13 protein-coding genes are annotated in these 16,766 nt (G+C 71.3%); 7 read left to right on the top strand and 6 right to left on the bottom strand.

Going from position 1 to position 16,766, the window contains the following annotated elements; translation table 11 throughout:
- Positions 1 to 154 precede the first annotated feature (154 nt).
- Complete coding sequence (locus AC07C1_RS22340) at positions 155 to 1,072, top strand: SGNH/GDSL hydrolase family protein (protein WP_478941454.1); 918 nt, start codon at positions 155 to 157, stop codon at positions 1,070 to 1,072.
- A gap of 57 nt (positions 1,073 to 1,129) precedes the next feature.
- Here AC07C1_RS22340 and pgm read toward each other — a convergent pair whose 3' ends face one another.
- The 3 genes from pgm to AC07C1_RS22325 all read right to left on the bottom strand — a co-directional run bounded on the left by pgm (position 1,130) and on the right by AC07C1_RS22325 (position 5,522).
- The gene (gene pgm, locus AC07C1_RS22335) at positions 1,130 to 2,770 is read right to left on the bottom strand and encodes a phosphoglucomutase (alpha-D-glucose-1,6-bisphosphate-dependent) (RefSeq protein WP_478941452.1); all 1,641 of its coding nucleotides are present in this window, start codon (positions 2,768 to 2,770) and stop codon (positions 1,130 to 1,132) included.
- Between the two features lie 218 nt (positions 2,771 to 2,988).
- Positions 2,989 to 3,828 carry a chitosanase gene (locus tag AC07C1_RS22330; RefSeq protein WP_478941450.1) on the bottom strand — a complete coding sequence of 280 codons (840 nt, stop codon included), beginning with the start codon at positions 3,826 to 3,828 and terminating at the stop codon, positions 2,989 to 2,991.
- Between the two features lie 149 nt (positions 3,829 to 3,977).
- A complete protein-coding gene (locus AC07C1_RS22325; protein WP_478941449.1) occupies positions 3,978 to 5,522 on the bottom strand; it encodes an MFS transporter in 1,545 nt (514 codons plus the stop codon).
- Positions 5,523 to 5,700: 178 nt separating this feature from the next.
- Between AC07C1_RS22325 and mgrA the strand changes: the two genes are divergently transcribed.
- From mgrA to sph, 4 genes are all read left to right on the top strand, one after another.
- The gene (gene mgrA, locus AC07C1_RS22320; RefSeq protein ID WP_478941447.1) at positions 5,701 to 6,741 is read left to right on the top strand and encodes an L-glyceraldehyde 3-phosphate reductase; all 1,041 of its coding nucleotides are present in this window, start codon (positions 5,701 to 5,703) and stop codon (positions 6,739 to 6,741) included.
- A gap of 163 nt (positions 6,742 to 6,904) precedes the next feature.
- A complete protein-coding gene (locus AC07C1_RS22315; protein ID WP_478941446.1) occupies positions 6,905 to 7,087 on the top strand; it encodes a hypothetical protein in 183 nt (60 codons plus the stop codon).
- Positions 7,088 to 7,611: 524 nt separating this feature from the next.
- Positions 7,612 to 8,232 (top strand): DedA family protein, encoded by a 621-nt coding sequence (locus AC07C1_RS22310; protein WP_478941444.1) that lies wholly within the window; start codon positions 7,612 to 7,614, stop codon positions 8,230 to 8,232.
- 164 nt (positions 8,233 to 8,396) lie between these two features.
- A complete protein-coding gene (gene sph, locus AC07C1_RS22305) occupies positions 8,397 to 9,383 on the top strand; it encodes a sphingomyelin phosphodiesterase (RefSeq protein ID WP_478941442.1) in 987 nt (328 codons plus the stop codon).
- 78 nt (positions 9,384 to 9,461) lie between these two features.
- On the opposite strand, the gene AC07C1_RS22300 is transcribed toward sph, so the two are convergent.
- The gene (locus AC07C1_RS22300) at positions 9,462 to 9,632 is read right to left on the bottom strand and encodes a hydrophobic protein (RefSeq protein WP_478941440.1); all 171 of its coding nucleotides are present in this window, start codon (positions 9,630 to 9,632) and stop codon (positions 9,462 to 9,464) included.
- A 157-nt stretch (positions 9,633 to 9,789) separates the two neighbouring features.
- On the opposite strand from AC07C1_RS22300, the gene AC07C1_RS22295 reads away from it, so the two are divergent.
- On the top strand, positions 9,790 to 9,963 hold the full coding sequence (locus tag AC07C1_RS22295) for a CsbD family protein (protein ID WP_478941438.1): 174 nt from the start codon (positions 9,790 to 9,792) through the stop codon (positions 9,961 to 9,963).
- Between the two features lie 243 nt (positions 9,964 to 10,206).
- The gene (locus AC07C1_RS22290; RefSeq protein WP_478941437.1) at positions 10,207 to 10,656 is read left to right on the top strand and encodes an ATP-binding protein; all 450 of its coding nucleotides are present in this window, start codon (positions 10,207 to 10,209) and stop codon (positions 10,654 to 10,656) included.
- A gap of 13 nt (positions 10,657 to 10,669) precedes the next feature.
- On the opposite strand, the gene AC07C1_RS22285 is transcribed toward AC07C1_RS22290, so the two are convergent.
- Complete coding sequence (locus AC07C1_RS22285; RefSeq protein WP_478941723.1) at positions 10,670 to 13,021, bottom strand: PP2C family protein-serine/threonine phosphatase; 2,352 nt, start codon at positions 13,019 to 13,021, stop codon at positions 10,670 to 10,672.
- 181 nt (positions 13,022 to 13,202) lie between these two features.
- Positions 13,203 to 16,766: HAMP domain-containing protein (locus AC07C1_RS22280; protein WP_478941436.1), on the bottom strand; the 3,564-nt coding region annotated here is incomplete at its 5' end.

Raw genomic sequence — 16,766 nt, 5'->3', positions numbered from 1 at the left:
TTCGCACCCGTTGAGTGCGCACTCCCCCTGAAGTCGTTGCCTCCGGCGTCTGGTCCGCCGGACCTACCGGACGGTATACAGGCCCAGTCGATCGCGCGAGGGCCGCTTCCCGGTGCCGCCCGCGCGTGCCGCAGCGGCCTCAGGGGGAGAATCCATGGCGAACGACACGCGTCCGGCGGTTGGGGCGAGAGGCCGGCGACGGGCCGCCGTGCTGGCGGCGGCGCTGGGCGGATGCGCCCTGGTCGCCGCCTCCACGACTCCGGCCGTCGCACACCCCGGCGGATCCGGCCACGACGTCGCCTACGTGGCGCTCGGCGACTCCTACACCTCGGGCCCCGGCATTCCGCGTCAGGTGGACGCCGACTGCGCCCGCTCCGACCACAATTACCCCTCTCTCGTGGCGGCACAGCGGCAGGTGACCTCGTTCACGGACGTCAGCTGCGGCGGAGCCACGACGGCGGAGATGTGGCAGGCGCAGGGCACCAACGCGCCCCAACTCGACGCGCTGAGCCGCAACACGGACCTGGTCACGGTGCAGATCGGCGGCAACGACGTCGGCTTCGGCCCCGTCATCGGCACCTGTGCCCGCCTCGCCGCCCAGGATCCGACCGGCAACCCCTGCGAGCGCTCCTACAAGGCGTCCGGTTACGACCAGCTGGCCCTGGCCGTCCTGCGGGCCGCGCCGAAGGTCGACCTAGTGCTGCGGGCCGTGCACGCCCGGGCGCCGCACGCACGGGTGGTCGTCGTCGGCTATCCGGACCTGCTGCCCGACGACGGCAGCGGCTGCTTCCCGCAGGTGCCGTTCGCGCGGCAGGACTTCCGCTACCTGCGTGACACCGAGAAGCGGGTGAACCTGATGCTGCGCCTCGTCGCAGGCGTGAACCGGGCCGAGTACGTCGACACCTACGGCCCCACCGTCGGCCACGACATGTGCAAGGCACCCGCGGACCGCTGGATCGAGCCGCTGCAGCCGACCTCGCCCGCGGCCCCGGCCCACCCCAACGCCAAGGGAGAGGCGGCCATGGCCCAGGCGGTGCTGGACCGGCTGGCCGCGGGACGCGGCCGCGGCTGAACCGAGGGGCGGCCTCCGTGTCCGTGATGCAGAGACGGAGGCTGCCGTACGGTGCCGTCAGCCGCCGAGCGCCCCCAGCACCACCGCCTGGGCCTCCTCCTGCACCCGGGCGAGGTGGTCCGCGCCGAGGAAGGACTCGGCGTACACCTTGTAGACGTCCTCGGTGCCCGAGGGCCGGGCCGCGAACCAGGCGTTCGCGGTGCTGACCTTGATACCGCCGATGGCCGCGCCGTTGCCGGGCGCCTCGGTGAGGACCGACGTGACCGCCTCTCCGGCCAGCGTGTCCGCGGTGACCTGGGCCGGGGACAACTTGCCCAGCAGCGCCTTCTGTTCGCGGGTCGCGGGCGCGTCGATGCGGGCGTAGGCCGGTTCGCCGAAGCGTGCGGTCAGCCCGGCGTAGTGCTCCGAGGGCGTCCGGTCGGTGACGGCCGTGATCTCGGAGGCGAGCAGCGCGAGGATGATGCCGTCCTTGTCGGTGGTCCACACCGAGCCGTCCCGGCGCAGGAATGACGCGCCGGCGGACTCCTCGCCGCCGAACCCGAGGGCGCCGCTGACCAGCCCGTCCACGAACCACTTGAACCCGACGGGCACCTCGACCAGTTGGCGGCCGAGGTCGGCGGCCACGCGGTCGATCATCGTGGAGGAGACCAGGGTCTTGCCGATGCCCGCGTCGGCGGGCCACTGCTCGCGGTGCCGGTAGAGGTAGGAGATGGCGACCGCGAGGTAGTGGTTGGGATTCATCAGACCGGCGTCCGGGGTGACGATGCCGTGCCGGTCGGCGTCGGCGTCGTTGCCGGTGGCGATGCGGAACCGGTCGCGCTGCTCGATGAGGGAGGCCATCGCGTACGGCGAGGAGCAGTCCATGCGGATCTGGCCGTCCCAGTCCAGCGTCATGAACCGCCAGGTCGGGTCGGTGTACGGGTTGACCACCGTGAGGTCGATGCGGTGCTGTTCGGCGATCCGGCCCCAGTAGGCGACGGAGGCCCCGCCGAGCGGGTCGGCGCCGATGCGCACGCCGGCCGCGCGAACGGCGTCGAGGTCCAGCACGCTCGGCAGGTCGGTGACGTACGTGCCGAGGAAGTCGTACCGCTGGGTGGTGTCCGCGGCGAGCGCGCGGGCGTACGGCACCCGGCGTACGTCCTTCAGGCCGCCGGTGATGATCTGGTTGGCGCGGTCCTGGATCCAGGAGGTCGCGTCGGAGGCCGCCGGCCCGCCGCTCGGCGGGTTGTACTTGAAGCCGCCGTCGGCGGGCGGATTGTGCGAGGGGGTGATGACCACGCCGTCCGCTAGGCCGGTGGTGCGGCCCCGGTTGCAGGTGAGGATCGCGTGCGAGACGGCGGGGGTGGGCGTGTAGCCGTCCTCGCTGTCGATGAGCACGGTCACCTCGTTGGCGGCGAACACCTCGAGCGCGGTCACCTTCGCGGGCTCCGACAGGGCGTGTGTGTCCGCCCCCAGGAAAAGGGGGCCGTCGGTGCCCTGGGCCGCGCGGTACTCGCAGATGGCCTGGCTGGTGGCGGCGATGTGGTCCTCGTTGAACGCGGTCGCCAGGGACGAACCCCGGTGCCCCGAGGTGCCGAACGCCACCCGCTGGCCGGGGTCGGCCGGGTCCGGGTGCAGCGCGTAGTACGCCGTGACCAGCCGGGCCACATCGACAAGGTCCTCGGGGCCGGCCGGCCGGCCGGCTCGCTCGTGCGGCATGAGTTCCGTTCCTCCGCGTCGGTGGGGTCGTTCGCTCACCGCCCATCTTTCCTCGTCAGGGGCCTGCTGTGCGAGTGCGCCCCTCCGGCGGCGACGATCCTCGGCCTGGTCGCCGCCGTCCGGGCGATCACCGGAACGTCACGGCGACGGCAGGCCGCCGGGCGCGTTCCGGGGTACCGGTGTCCGCGCCCGCCGGCCTGCCGCGTGGCGCGGGCGGGTCAGCCGATGTGGTAACTGTCCCCGTACACCTTCCAGTCGAGCGGGGTGTTCAGGTCGAGGTTGCCCTTGCGCAGGAAGACCCGCTGCTCGGTGTCGACGCGGCTGGTGTCGCTGTGCGCCTCCTCCTGCTGCATCGCCCACACCCTGGCGTCGAGGAAGGCGTTCAGGTACGTCGTCTCGTTGCCGCCCTGCGCCGGCGGCTTGGCCTTGCGCAGGGCGCGCCCCCGGATGTTGCGGAAGCTGGTCGGGTCGTCGCCGTCGCCGTGCATGACGATGGCGTCGTAGTAGATGAACTGGCCGAGGGCGCGCAGCCCGTCGGCCTTGCCCTGGGCGACGGCGGGGTTGAAGTAGACGCGGTCGCGTTCGTCGTTCTGGGCCTGCTGGAACGCGGTGTCCTGGGCGGCCCTGCGCCAGTCCTTGGGGAAGTCGGGGTCCAGGCCGGCGTGCGAGTCGGTGCCGTTGACCTTGCGCAGGGCCGGCAGGTACTTGGCGAGGACGTTGCCGGGCTTGCGGTCGGCGTAGAGCTGGACCAGGTCGAGCATGTCACCCGTGCCCGAGCAGAAGCCGATGATCCCGGCGGTGTAGCCGCGGCCGTCGCCGATGTCCTCGATGTACTTGTACTGGGCCTTCCAGTCGAGCGAGGAGTTCTCCGCACTCGACACCAGCCGCATCGCTGTCTCCTTCTTGGCCGGGTCGTCGAGGCCCGGCGCGGCCGCCGGTGCCGCGGCGGCGTGCCGGGTTCCGAGCAGGGCGCCGGTGGCGACGGCGCCGAGCGCGGCGACGACGGTCCGGCGGGAGAGGCGGGCGGTGGCTGCTGTTTCGCGGTCTGCGTGCACCACAAGGACTCCAAGGGAGAGTGGGGGGTGGGAAGTTGGTCCGTACCGCACACTGATAGGAAAGTTTCCTATCAAACGCGGTGCGGGCCGGTAACCCAGCACGCGAGAAGTTCGTAGGATCGAACAGCTCCCGGCGAGCCCGCCCGGGGCGGTCAGCCGTGCCGCGCCTTCTCCCGCTCCCGCGTGAAGGCGTACAGCTCCTTGGAGGTGGTGATGAGTTCGCGCTGTTCCTCTCGCGAACCGACCATCGGCTGCGAGCCCGTGAGCGGCACCTGGGCGCTCTCGGGAAGGAACTTGACGGTCAGCAGGCCGATGACGCCGGCCAGCATCAGGTAGTAGGCGGGCATCAGATCGTCGCCGGTGGCGGTCACGAGCGCGGCGGTGACCAGCGGGGTGGTACCGCCGAAGGCGGCGACGGCGAAGTTGAAGCCGATGCCCATGGCCGCGTAGCGCACGGCGGTGGGGAACAGGGCAGGCAGGGTGGCCGCGCTGGGTGCCGCGAAACAGGCCAGCAGGGTGGACAGGAGCAGCACCCCGAGAATCGGCGGCCAGGTGCCGTGCGCCTTGATCAGCAGGAAGGCCGGTACGGCGAGCACGATCATCGCGGCGGCGGCGACGGCATAGAGCGGCCGCCGGCCGACGCGGTCGCTGAGCCGGCCGAGGAAGGTGATCAGTACGACGATCCACAGCATCCCGACGAGCACCAGAAGGTCGGCGGAGCCGCTGGAGCGGTTCAGGGTCTCCGTCTGGTAGGTCGGCAGATAGCCGGTGACCATGTAGTTGGTGACGTTGTAGAGCAGCACCAGGCCCATGCAGACGAGCAGCGGCCGCCAGTGGTTCCTGACGATGTCCTTGAACTCGCTGCCCGCCGACTCCTGCGCCAGGCTCTTCTCGTGTTCGTCCAGTTGCTGCTGGAAAGCCGGGGACTCCTCGAGCTTCAGCCGCATGTACAGGCCGATCACACCGAGCGGTCCGGCGATCAGGAAGGGAACGCGCCAGCCCCAGGAGAGCATCTGACTGTCCGTCAGCGTCAGATTCAGTAGGGTGACCAGGGCGGAACCGAGGGCGTAGCCACCGAAGGTGCCGAAGTCGAGCCAGCTGGAGAGGAAGCCGCGCCTGCGGTCCGGTGAGTACTCGGCGACGAAGGTGGTCGCGCCGCCGTACTCGCCGCCGGTGGAGAAGCCCTGGACCATGCGGGCCAGCAGGAGCAGCACGGGCGCGGCGATGCCGATGGTGGCGTACCCGGGGATGACGCCGATGGCGAAGGTGCCGACCGCCATCATGATCATGGTGGTGGCGAGCACCTTCTGCCGGCCGATCCGGTCGCCCAGCGGCCCGAACACCAGGCCGCCGACGGGCCGTACGACGAAGGCGGCGGCGAAGGTCGCGAACGAGGAGATGATCTGGGCGGCCGGGGAGGCGCCCGGGAAGAAGACCTTGCCGATGGTGGCGGCGAGATAGCTGTAGACGCCGAAGTCGAACCATTCCATGCAGTTGCCGAGCGCGGAGGCTCCGACGGCGCGCCTGAGCAGCGGGGGCTCGACGACCTGGACGTCGTCCGTGCCGAAGGCCCGGCGGTTGCGGCGCAGCCTGAGGATCAGCTCCTCACGCACCTGTCGCGGAAGCCCCGCGACGGCCCCGGGCACCCGCGGCCTGTTCCCGTCCCGCTGTTCCCCTTCGGACGTCGCACTGCTCATGAGCGCCTCCGTTCTCTCGCTGCACTGATCGCCACCTGCCCCGACGACCGATTGAGAAACGGAACCGCTCAATCCCATACGGGATGACGGTTGGACTTGCGTGCCCCTGGGACGCAGGGTGGACGGACCCTTGCGCACACGCGCGGGCACCCCTACGGCACCACCCGGAGAAGACCCGATGACGTACGTCGCGGACCCCGCTCGCTACGACGGCATGCGCTACCGGCGCACCGGCCGCTCGGGACTGGAGCTGCCGGTCCTGTCCCTGGGCTACTGGCACAACTTCGGCGACGACCGCCCCTTCGAGACCCAGCGCGAGATCGCCCTGCGCGCCTTCGACCTCGGGATCACCCACCACGACCTGGCCAACAACTACGGCCCGCCGTACGGAGCGGCCGAGCTGAACTTCGGGCGGCTCCTCGCGCGGGACCTGGCGCCGTACCGGGACGAGCTGGTGGTCTCCACCAAAGCCGGCTGGGACATGTGGCCCGGCCCCTACGGGCAGGGTGGCGGCTCGCGCAAGTACATGCTGGCCTCGCTGGATCAGTCGCTGCGCCGCATGGGCGTGGACTACGTGGACATCTTCTACTCCCACCGGCTGGACGCGAGCACGCCGCTGGAGGAGACGATGGGGGCGCTCGACACCGCCGTCCGCCAGGGCAAGGCGCTGTACGTCGGCATCTCGTCCTACGACGCCGAGCGCACCCGGCAGGCGGCCGCGATCCTGCGGGACCTCGGTACCCCCCTGCTGATCCACCAGCCGTCGTACAGCATGCTCAACCGCTGGATCGAGACCGACGGCCTGCTGGACGCGGCGCGGGAGGAGGGCTTCGGGGTGATCGGCTTCACGGCGCTCGCCCAGGGGCTGCTGACCGGCCGCTACCTCGACGGCGTGCCCCGGGACTCGCGGGCGGCACAGGGGAAGTCCTTCGACCCGGCGTGGCTCACGGACGACATGCGGCACAGGCTCCGCGCCCTGAACGAGATCGCGGCCAGGCGCGGGCAGACCCTCGCCCAGCTGGCGCTGGCCTGGGCGCTGCGCGACGAGCGGGTGACCTCCCTGGTCATCGGCGCCTCGCGCACCGAGCAGCTGGAGCAGAACGTGGCCGCGCTGGCGAACCTGGACTTCCGTGCCGAGGAACTGGCGGAGATCGACAGGCACGCCACGGAGGGGGGCGTGGACCTGTGGCGCGAGGCCCGGCTCGGCACGCTGGAGTGAGGGTGGCACCCGATACGCGGCGCTGATGGCACCGAGTGACATTGACCCTGGACATAAGGAAAAAGTAGGACATAATGGAGATGCGTCGGACAGCGTTGTCATGCTGTCCGACGGTCCTGACCCCCTTGCGCTTCCCCCGCGACTTCGAGGAGCCGCTCACCGCATGGCGTACGGAGCCCACCGCACCCCGCTTCTGCCTCCCCACCCCGACCTGATCCTCGCTCGCGACTGCGAGCAGTGCCTCGGCTGGGGAACCGTCGTCTCCCGCGACGGGGACCACGAACTGTGCTACACGTGCCAGCCCGCCGCCGGGGACGACGAGGACACGATCCGCTCCGACTCATAGCGTCCCTGCTGCCGTGCCGGGCCTCCGGTGAACGGCCGACGACTCGGTCGCGAACCCGGACCGCGGCGCCGGCCGGTCGCCTGGATCCCCTCCCTGGCGCCAGGCGCCAGAGTCCTCTGCGACCTCGGCACGGATCGGCAACCCGCGCCTCTGTGCGCCGGTCGTCACGGCGTCCACGGGGCTCACGGCGCCCCTGGGCGGCACGCCGAGCCGGGTTCTCGGCCGAGGGCCGGTGACGGGCCGACGGGTCGCCTGCGTTGGCCGACGGCGCCCTGATCGCCCGCGACAGAGTTCGCCGTCGTCAGCGCCTGGCTCGACGTCCCCGTCGGGGTCGTCCTCCGCCCGCTGCCCGCCCGCTGCCCCGAGCCGCCGGCGCTGCGGCTGACCGGCCGGCCGGGCGTACGGTGCCGGAAGCCGGCAGCGGCACGGCGTCGGCCGGCGACTCGGGAGCGTGCTGCGCGCCCCGGGCGGCGGTCGGGCCCTGACCGCCGCCCGCGCCGACAGCACCGCCGTACCGTGGAGACATGTCCCCTCCCCTCCCGGGGCCGCTGGCCCACCTGGCGCCGGTGCTCGGCCACTACGGCTACTGGGCCGTGGGGGCCGTGGTCCTCGTGGAGGACTTCGGGGTCCCCGCGCCGGGCGAGACGATCCTGCTGGCGGCGGGGGTGTACGCGGGGACGGGGCGGCTGAACATCGTGGCCGTGGCGGGCATCGCCTTCGCCGCGGCCGTTGTCGGTGACAACATCGGCTACCTGATCGGCCGGGCCGGCGGGCGGCCCTTCGTGCACCGCTGGGGCCGGTACGTCTTCCTGACGCCCAAGCGGTTCGCGGCCGCCGAGGCGTTCTTCGGCCGGCACGGCGGCAAGATCGTGACCATCGCCCGGTTCATCGAAGGCCTGCGCCAGGCCAACGGCATCATCGCGGGCACGACCGGCATGCGCTGGCGCCGCTTCCTCGCCTGCAACGCCCTGGGCGCCGCCCTGTGGGTGGGCCTGTGGGCGACCCTGGCCTATCTGGTCGGCGACCACATCACGGCGGTCTACGACGAGATCAGGCGCTACCAGCTCTACGTCGTCATCGCCGCCGCAGTACTGCTGGCGGCCCTCGTCGTACGGCACCTCGTACGGCGGCGGCACGAGTGCTGACGGCGGCCGGACCCGGCGGGCCGACGGGGATTCCGCCCGGACTCCCCCGTTCCTCAGCTGCCCGCCAACTGGTGCGCGCCTGGGTGTTACCTACGGGTAATCCCTGGTGGTTTGATGTGCGGCGCCACTCAGCTCTGCATCGACTCCATCGACAGGGAGATCCAGTGACGCCCTTCGCACCGCGCCGCGCCCTCGCCGCGGCCGCGCTCGCCCTCGCCCTGCCCGCAGCGGCGCTCGCCCTTCCGACGCCGGCGGCGGCCGCCGCCGAACCGGCACCGGCGTTGAGAGTACTGACGTACAACGTCTTCCTCATGAGCAAGAACCTCTACCCGAACTGGGGGCAGGACCACCGGGCCGTGGAGATACCGAAGGCGTCCTTCTTCCGGGGCAACGACGTGGTGGTCCTGCAGGAGGCGTTCGACAACTCCTCGTCGGACGCCCTCAAGAGCGCCGCCGCGAGCCAGTACCCGTACCAGACACCGGTGGTGGGGCGCGGCCGCACCGGCTGGGACGCGACCGGCGGAGCGTACTCGTCCACCACGCCCGAGGACGGCGGGGTGACCGTGCTGAGCAAGTGGCCGATCCTGCACAAGGAGCAGTACGTCTACAAGGACGCGTGCGGTGCGGACCGGTGGTCCGACAAGGGCTTCGCCTATGTGGTGCTGAACGTCAACGGCACCAGGGTGCACGTCGTCGGCATCCACGCGCAGTCCACGGACTCCGGGTGCGGCACGGGTGAGGCCGCGGCGATACGCAGCCGGCAGTTCCGGGCCGTCGACGCCTTTCTGGACGCCAAGAACATCCTGGCGGACGAGGAGGTCCTGGTCGCGGGGGACTTCAACGTCGACTCGCACGGCGGCGAGTACGCCGCCATGCTCGCCGACGCGGATCTGGCCGGAGCCGACGCGCGCACCGGGCACCCCTACTCGTTCGACACGCAGGAGAACTCCATCGCCCACGACCGCTATCCGGACGATCGGCGCGAGGACCTGGACTACGTGCTCAGCCGTGCGGGTCACGCCCGGCCGGCCGGATGGCGCAACGAGGTCGTGCAGGAACGGTCGGCCCCCTGGACCGTGACCAGCTGGGGTACCTCGTACACGTACACCGACCTCTCCGACCACTACCCGCTGCGGGCGTACGCGGGCTAGGACGAGGTGTGCGCGGGTTCCCGGCGCAGGACAGCGGGCCCCGGCCGAAGCCGGGGCCCGCTGCACCGACGGGGACGCCTACCAGCGGTACCAGCGGCCACGCCGGCCCCCTGTCCCGGCCGGGCGGACGAGGAAGCCCAGCAGCCACACCACGAGCACCACGACCGCGATCCACCACAGCGCCTTCAGCGCGAAGCCGGCACCGAAGAGAATCAGAGCCAGCAGAAGAACCAGAAGCAAAGGAACCATTTCTATCAACCTCCGGACCGGCGGGTGCCCGTAAATTCCGCGATCACCCCTCCCCTTTTCGCTCGGATGTTGGATCCGGCTTTCGGGTTTGGACGGCGGCACAGTGGCAAATCGGATGTCGAACGGACACCGCCGAGACGTTGGGATGTGAAACCCCATGGCTGGCAACAAGAAGGCCAAGGGCAAGGTGGAGCAGGCCAAGGGCAGGACCAAGGAGGCCGCGGGCCGCGCTGTCGGCAACGAGCGTCTGGAGGCCGAGGGCCGCATGGAAGGCGCGCGCGGAGACGCCCGGCAGGCCAAGGAGAAGACGAAGGACGTCTTCAAGCACTGAGCCGCCCTATCGGATGAGGAACGGGTCCGGGAAATTCCGCGGAAGCGGATTTCCCGGACCCGTTCCGCCGTATGTGGGCGGCCCCGGCCGGCGGCCTCCCACCAGGAGTCCGCGGGCAACCGGAGGATTCCTGGCGGGCGTCCCCTTGACCGGCGGTCCAGCGGGTAGCCGATGTGCTGGACGGCACGATCTCCGTGATCCCAGGAAGGGACCCTGACCCCCACAGGAAAAGGGCAACGAGGTATGGACATCACCCTCAGGACGCACGCGACGACGTTGGACGGCCCCGGGTCCCTGCGCTACAGCCGCACCTGGGACACCGGCGTCACCAGCATCGCCGACGCGAGAGACGCCGTCGCGACCGTGCTCTCCGGGGTGCGGCCCGCGCCCGACCGGCGCTCCGTGCAGGATGCCCAGCTGGTCGTGAGCGAACTCGTCACCAACGCCGTCCAGCACGCCCCCGGTCCGTGCGCCCTGCGGCTCGAGGTCCTGCCCGGTGCGTGCGCGGTGCGCGTCGCCGTGACCGACACGTCCGCCGAGCCGCCCCGGCGGCGCCCTCCCGATCCCCGTCGGGTCGGCGGGCACGGGCTGCACCTGGTGACGATGCTCACCACCGAGCTGGACGTGACCCGGCTGTCCCACGGCAAGCGGGTCACCGCCACTGTGCCGCTCAGCGGTGATCAGGCCGTGTGAGGCCGTCGCCGGCTCAGCCGACCCGGATGCCCACGATGCAGGTGTCGTCGTCGGTGTCCGACCTGCTGTAGGTGAGCAGCCGGTCCAGTTGCTGGTCAAGGGTTTTGGGCGCCGCGCGCGCCGTGTCCAGCAGATGGGTCAGGGACTCCTCGACCGAGCGGTCCCGGCGCTCGATCAGGCCGTCGGTGTACATCAACAGGGTGTCACCGGCGGCGAGTTGCATCTCGGTCTCCTCGTACACCGCCTCCGGCAGCGCGCCCAGCAGCAGGCCCCTGAGCGTGGGCAGGGCGGTGGCCTCCGCCTCCCGCACCAGGACCGGCGGCAGATGGCCCGCCCGGGCCCAGCGCAGGGTCCGCTTCTCCCCGTCGTACAGGCCGCAGACGGCGGTCGCGGTGACGGCGCCCGTCAGATGGTGGGCGACGATGTTCAGCCACGACAGCAGCTGTGCCGGGCCCGCCCCGGTCACCGCGAGACCGCGCAGCGCGTTGCGCAGGACGACCATGCTGGTCGCCGCCTCGATCCCGTGGCCGGCGACGTCGCCGACGCACAGCAGGACCATGCCGGAGGGCAGCACCACGGCGTCGTACCAGTCACCGCCGACCAGTTGCTCGGTCTCGGCCGGGCGGTAACGCACCGCCACCTGGAGCTCGGGCACCTGCAGAGGGGCCTGGGTGGGCGGCATGATCGCGTGCTGGAGCTGCAGGGCCAGCCGGTTGCGTTCGTCCGCCTGCTGTTCGGTGTGGGCCAGCTGGTCCCGGGTGGCGGCGAGGGCCACCTCGGTCCAGTGCTGGGCGGAGATGTCCTGGTAGGCGCCGCGGACGACGAAGAGCTGCCCGTCGGTGTCGAGGACGGGCTCGGCGACCACGCGCATGTGCCGGGTGACCCCGTCCGGACGCAGCAGCCGGAAGGCGGCGGACGCGGGCCTGCGGTGGTGCATGAGGGTGCGCAGGAAACGGCGGATCGAGACGGTGTCGTCGGGATGCGCGTGCGCGGGCAGGTCCTCCAGGGCGACCGGGGAGCTGGTCGGCGGGCGGCCGTAGAGGTTGAACAGCTGGCCGTTCCAGGTGATCTCGCCGGTGAGGAGGTTCTCCTCGAAGCCGCCGATCCGGCCGAGCCGCTGTGCGTTCTGGAGCAGGCTGGCCAGGCGTGCCGTCTCGTCCTCGATGCGCCAGATGAGCAGCACAGTGGAGCCGTGGCGGCTGACGCTGATGTCCGCGACGGCCGACAGCGGCACCTCGTCGACCAGGGCGGTCAGCCGAATGCGGCGGGCGCGGAACGGCTCGCCCGTGGCGTAGACGCGCTCCACGCGCTGGAACAGCTCGCTGGCCCCGGCGGCCATCGGATACGCCTCCAGCAGCAGGGCGCCGTTGACGACGGCCCGCGGCCGGCCCGCCGGGTCGAGGAAGCGGCCGTTGACGTGCTGGATGCGGAAGTCGACGAGCTGCCCGGCGTCGTCGAGGTACGGCACCAGCACCAGGGCAGGGTCGTGCAGCCCGTCCGCCAGGTCCATCAGCTCCACGACGTCGGGCAGCACCCGGGGTTCCTGTCCGGCCCCGGGCGGCAGCTCGGCGGTCTCCAGGGTGTGCGCGCACAGCTCGGCGAGGGCCTCGATCTGCCGGATCACCGGGCGCGGCAACGGGCCCTCGGGCTTGGGCCAGGCGATCTCCAGGACGCCGTGGATCCGGCCGCCGGTACCGGCGGGTACGGCGATCCGGGCGCCTTCGGTGTACTCCCGGCGGCCTATCGTGGGCAGCCCCGAGGCGGCGAGCGAGGGCAGCCACTGCCCGTCGGGCTCGGTCAGGCCGCGCCGGGCCACGGTGGCCACGTCCGGCGGGACGTACCGCCAGCGGGCCGCCTCGCCCGGCGAGAAGCCCGCGCTGCCCGCGAGGGTCAGCGAGGCGTCCGGGCCGGCCGCCCAGATCGCCACGGCCACCGCGCCGAGCGGCCGCAGGGCGTGTTCCAGCAGCGAGTCGGCCATCGCCTGGCTGTCGTCCGCGGCCAGGACGCCGCTCTCGGCGGCGCGCAGCCGTACGGCGGCGGACTCCTCGACGGACCCGGCCGGGTCCGCGGCGGCGGACAGGAACGCCTCGGTCACCTCCGAGACCCGGTCCCGGGCCGCCTGGTTGATGACCTCCACCGCGAACTCCAGTGGGGTCATCTGGGCCTGCTCGGTGAGTTCGGCGAGCTGGCGGGCGGCCTGGGCGGGGCCGCAGCCGAGGCGTTCGACCAGGATGCCCTTGGCCAGCTCGACCAGTGCCCGGCCCTCGGCCTCGGCCTGCGCCGCCCTTACCTCACGGCGCAGCCGATCCACGGTGGCGGCGAGCCGGCCGACCGGCGAGGTGGCCGGGACGTCGGTCAACGCCATGTCCACGTCCGGGAGTCGGACGGAGACGCCGTCGGCCGTGTCCGGTGCGGCGGGAGCGCCGTCGGCCGTGCCCCGCGCTGCGGGAACACCGTCGGTCGTGTCCGGTGCGGTGGGGGATTCGTGGGTGCTCACCGGGTCGGTACTCCTCGGCCAGTGGACGTGCGGGCGCGCCGTGGTGTCCTCATGCGGGGAGCCAGCGTCGGACGCAGGCGATGAGGTCATGGGTGTCCACCGGTTTCGTCACATAGTCGCTGGCGCCGGAGGCGAGGCTCTTCTCCCGGTCGCCCTGCATGGCCTTGGCGGTCACGGCGATGACCGGCAGGTCGGCGTACTGCGGCATTCTGCGGATCTCCGCCGTGGCCGTGTACCCATCCATCTCGGGCATCATCACGTCCATCAGGACGAGTTCGACGTCCGGGTTGTCCATCAGCGTCTCGATGCCCTTGCGGCCGTTCTCCGCGTGCAGGACGCGGAAGCCGTGCAGTTCGAGGATGCCGCTGAGCGCGAACAGGTTCCGGGCGTCGTCGTCGACGACCAGGACGGTACGGCCGCGGGTGTGCTCGTCGATCAGGTGCGGTGCCGTGATCTGCGGTTCTTCGTTGCGGACCAGCGTGAGCACTTCGCCGGGTTCCTCGGCCGACAGGTGCAGGGCGATCCGCTCGCGCAGCTCGTCGAGGCTGAACAGGTACTCCAGCGGGCCGTCGGAGCCGTCGGCGGCCTGCTCCGTGCGGTGGGAGCCGTGCACGAGCACGGGGACGCTCGCGAGGGCGGAGTCCCCGCGCAGGGCGTCCAGGAAGCGGGCGGACTCCCCGTCGGGCATACCCAGTTCGACGATGACGCAGTGGCAGGGCTCGGCGGCGAGGGCGCCCGCCGCCTCCTGGGCGCCGACCGCGGTGATGACGTCGACGGGCGCGCCGTCACCGTCGGCGCGGCTGTGCGCGAGGTCCCTGACCACGCTCTCGGCGACGAGCGTGAGCAGGCCGCGCGGGCGCTCCTCGACGACGAGGAGGCGACGCGGGCGCTGCCGCTTCGCGGTGACGAGCGGTGTCCCCACCACCAGGTCGTGCCCGCTCGTGCCGTCGGCCGTCACGTGTTCGGCGGGCTTCGGGATGGTACGTCCGGTGCGCAGGACCTCCTCGAAGTCCGGCCGGGCCACGGGCAGGAAGAGGGTGAAGGTGCTGCCCTTGCCGGGGACGCTGTCGACGGTGACGGCGCCGCCGAGGAGGTGGGCGATCTCCCGGGTGATGGACAGGCCGAGCCCGGTGCCGCCGTACTTGCGGCTGGTGGTGCCGTCCGCCTGCTGGAACGCCCCGAAGATGGTCTCCAGTTGCCGTTCGGGGATGCCGATGCCGGTGTCCTTCACCCGGAAGGCGACGACCGCGCCGCCCCGCACCACGCTGCCGGGCACCTCGTCGTCGGCGGCGGGCTCGACCCGCAGTTCGACTCCGCCCTGTTCGGTGAACTTCACCGCGTTGGACAGCAGGTTGCGCAGGATCTGCCGGAGCCGGGAGTCGTCGGTGAGCAGGTCGGCGGGGGCGCCGGGGGCGGTGGTCACGCTGAAGTCCAGGCTCTTCTGCGAGGTCATCGGCTGGAAGGTGGCCTCGACGTACTCGATCAGCTGGCGCAGCGGGACCCGTTCGGGCGTCACGTCCATCTTGCCGGCCTCGACCTTGGACAGGTCGAGGATGTCGTTGATCAGCTGGAGCAGGTCCGAGCCGGCGGAGTGGATGATGCCCGCGTACTCGACCTGCTTCGGGGTGAGGTTGCGGGAGGGGTTCTGGGCCAGCAGCTGGGCGAGGATGAGCAGGCTGTTCAGCGGGGTGCGCAGCTCGTGGCTCATGTTGGCGAGGAACTCGGACTTGTACTTCGAGGCGAGCGACAGCTGCTGGGCGCGGGCCTCCAGTTCCTGGCGGGCCTGCTCGATCTGCAGGTTCTTCGCCTCGATGTCGCGGTTCTGGTCGGCCAGCAGCGAGGCCTTCTCCTCCAGTTCGGCGTTGGAACTCTGCAGCTCCTCCTGCCGGGCCTGCAACTCGGCCGAACGGGACTGCAGTTCGCTGGTCAGGCGCTGCGACTCCTGGAGCAGTTCGTCGGTACGGGCGTTGGCGACGATCGTGTTGACGTTGACGCCGATGGTGTCCACCAGCTGCTGCAGGAAGTCCCGCTGGATCTGGGTGAAGTGCTTGACCGAGGCCAGTTCGATGACGCCGAGGACCTGCTCCTCGAAGACGATGGGGAGGAGCAGCAGCGCGGTGGGCTCGACCTGTCCGAGGCCGGAGGAGATGGTGACGTACCCGGGCGGCAGCTCGTCCACGGCGATGGTACGGCGGCTGCGCGCGGCCTGGCCGACCAGCGAGCGCCCGAACGGGATACGGACGGGCCGCTGGTCCTCGTCGGGCCTGCCGTAGGAGCCGACGAGCCGCAGTTCGGGCCCGGACTCGCCGTCCTCGGCGAGGTAGAAGGCGCCGTACTGGGCGGACACCTGCGGCACCAGCTCGTCCATGATCAGCTCGGCGACGACGGGCAGGTCGCGGTGGCCCTGCATGAGGCCGGAGATCCGGGCGAGGTTGCTCTTGAGCCAGTCCTGTTCCTGGTTGGCCTGGGTGGTCTCGCGCAGGGACTCCACCATGGAGTTGATGTTGTCCTTGAGGTCGGCCACCTCACCGGAGGCGTCGACGGTGATGGACCGGGTCAGGTCGCCCTCGGCGACCGCGCTGGCCACGTCGGCGATGGCGCGGACCTGCCGGGTGAGGTTGCCGGCGAGTTCGTTGACGTTCTCGGTGAGCCGCTTCCAGGTGCCGGAGACGCCCTCGACCTCGGCCTGGCCGCCGAGCCGGCCCTCGGTTCCCACCTCGCGGGCCACTCGGGTGACCTCGTCGGCGAACGCGGAGAGCTGGTCCACCATCGTGTTGATGGTCGTCTTCAGTTCGAGGATCTCGCCGCGGGCGTCGACGTCGATCTTCTTGGACAGGTCGCCCTTGGCCACGGCGGTGGTCACCAGCGCGATGTTGCGCACCTGGCCGGTGAGGTTGTTGGCCATGGAGTTGACGTTGTCGGTGAGGTCCTTCCAGGTGCCGGCCACGTTGGGCACGTGCGCCTGGCCGCCGAGCCGGCCCTCGGTACCGACCTCGCGGGCCACCCGGGTCACCTCGTCCGCGAACGCGGAGAGGGTGTCGACCATGGTGTTGATGACGTCGGCGAGGGCGGCGACCTCGCCCTTGGCCTCGACGGTGATCTTCTGGGAGAGGTCGCCCTTGGCGACGGCGGTGGCCACCTGGGCGATGGAGCGGACCTGGCCGGTGAGGTTCGAGGCCATCACGTTGACGTTGTCGGTGAGGTCCTTCCAGGTGCCGGCGACCCCGCGCACCTGCGCCTGGCCGCCGAGCCGGCCCTCGGTACCGACCTCGCGGGCCACCCGGGTCACCTCGTCCGCGAACGCCGACAGCTGATCCACCATCGTGTTGATGGTGCTCTTCAGCTCCAGGATCTCGCCCCGCGCGTCCACCGTGATCTTCTGCGACAGATCACCCTGCGCCACCGCGGTGGCCACCTGGGCGACATTGCGCACCTGCGCCGTCAGATTCCCGGCCATGAAGTTCACCGAGTCCGTCAGGTCGCGCCAGGTGCCCTTGACACCCTTGACATCCGCCTGCCCGCCGAGCCGGCCCTCGGTACCGACCTCGCGGGCCACCCGGGTCACCTCGTCCGCGAACGCCGACAGCTGATCCACCATCGTGTTGATGGTGCT

It is taken from the genome of Streptomyces sp. NPDC045022 (assembly GCF_056432605.1).
The sequence above is the reverse complement of the archived record's forward strand: the minus strand, read 5'-3'. Positions and strand labels throughout refer to the sequence as shown.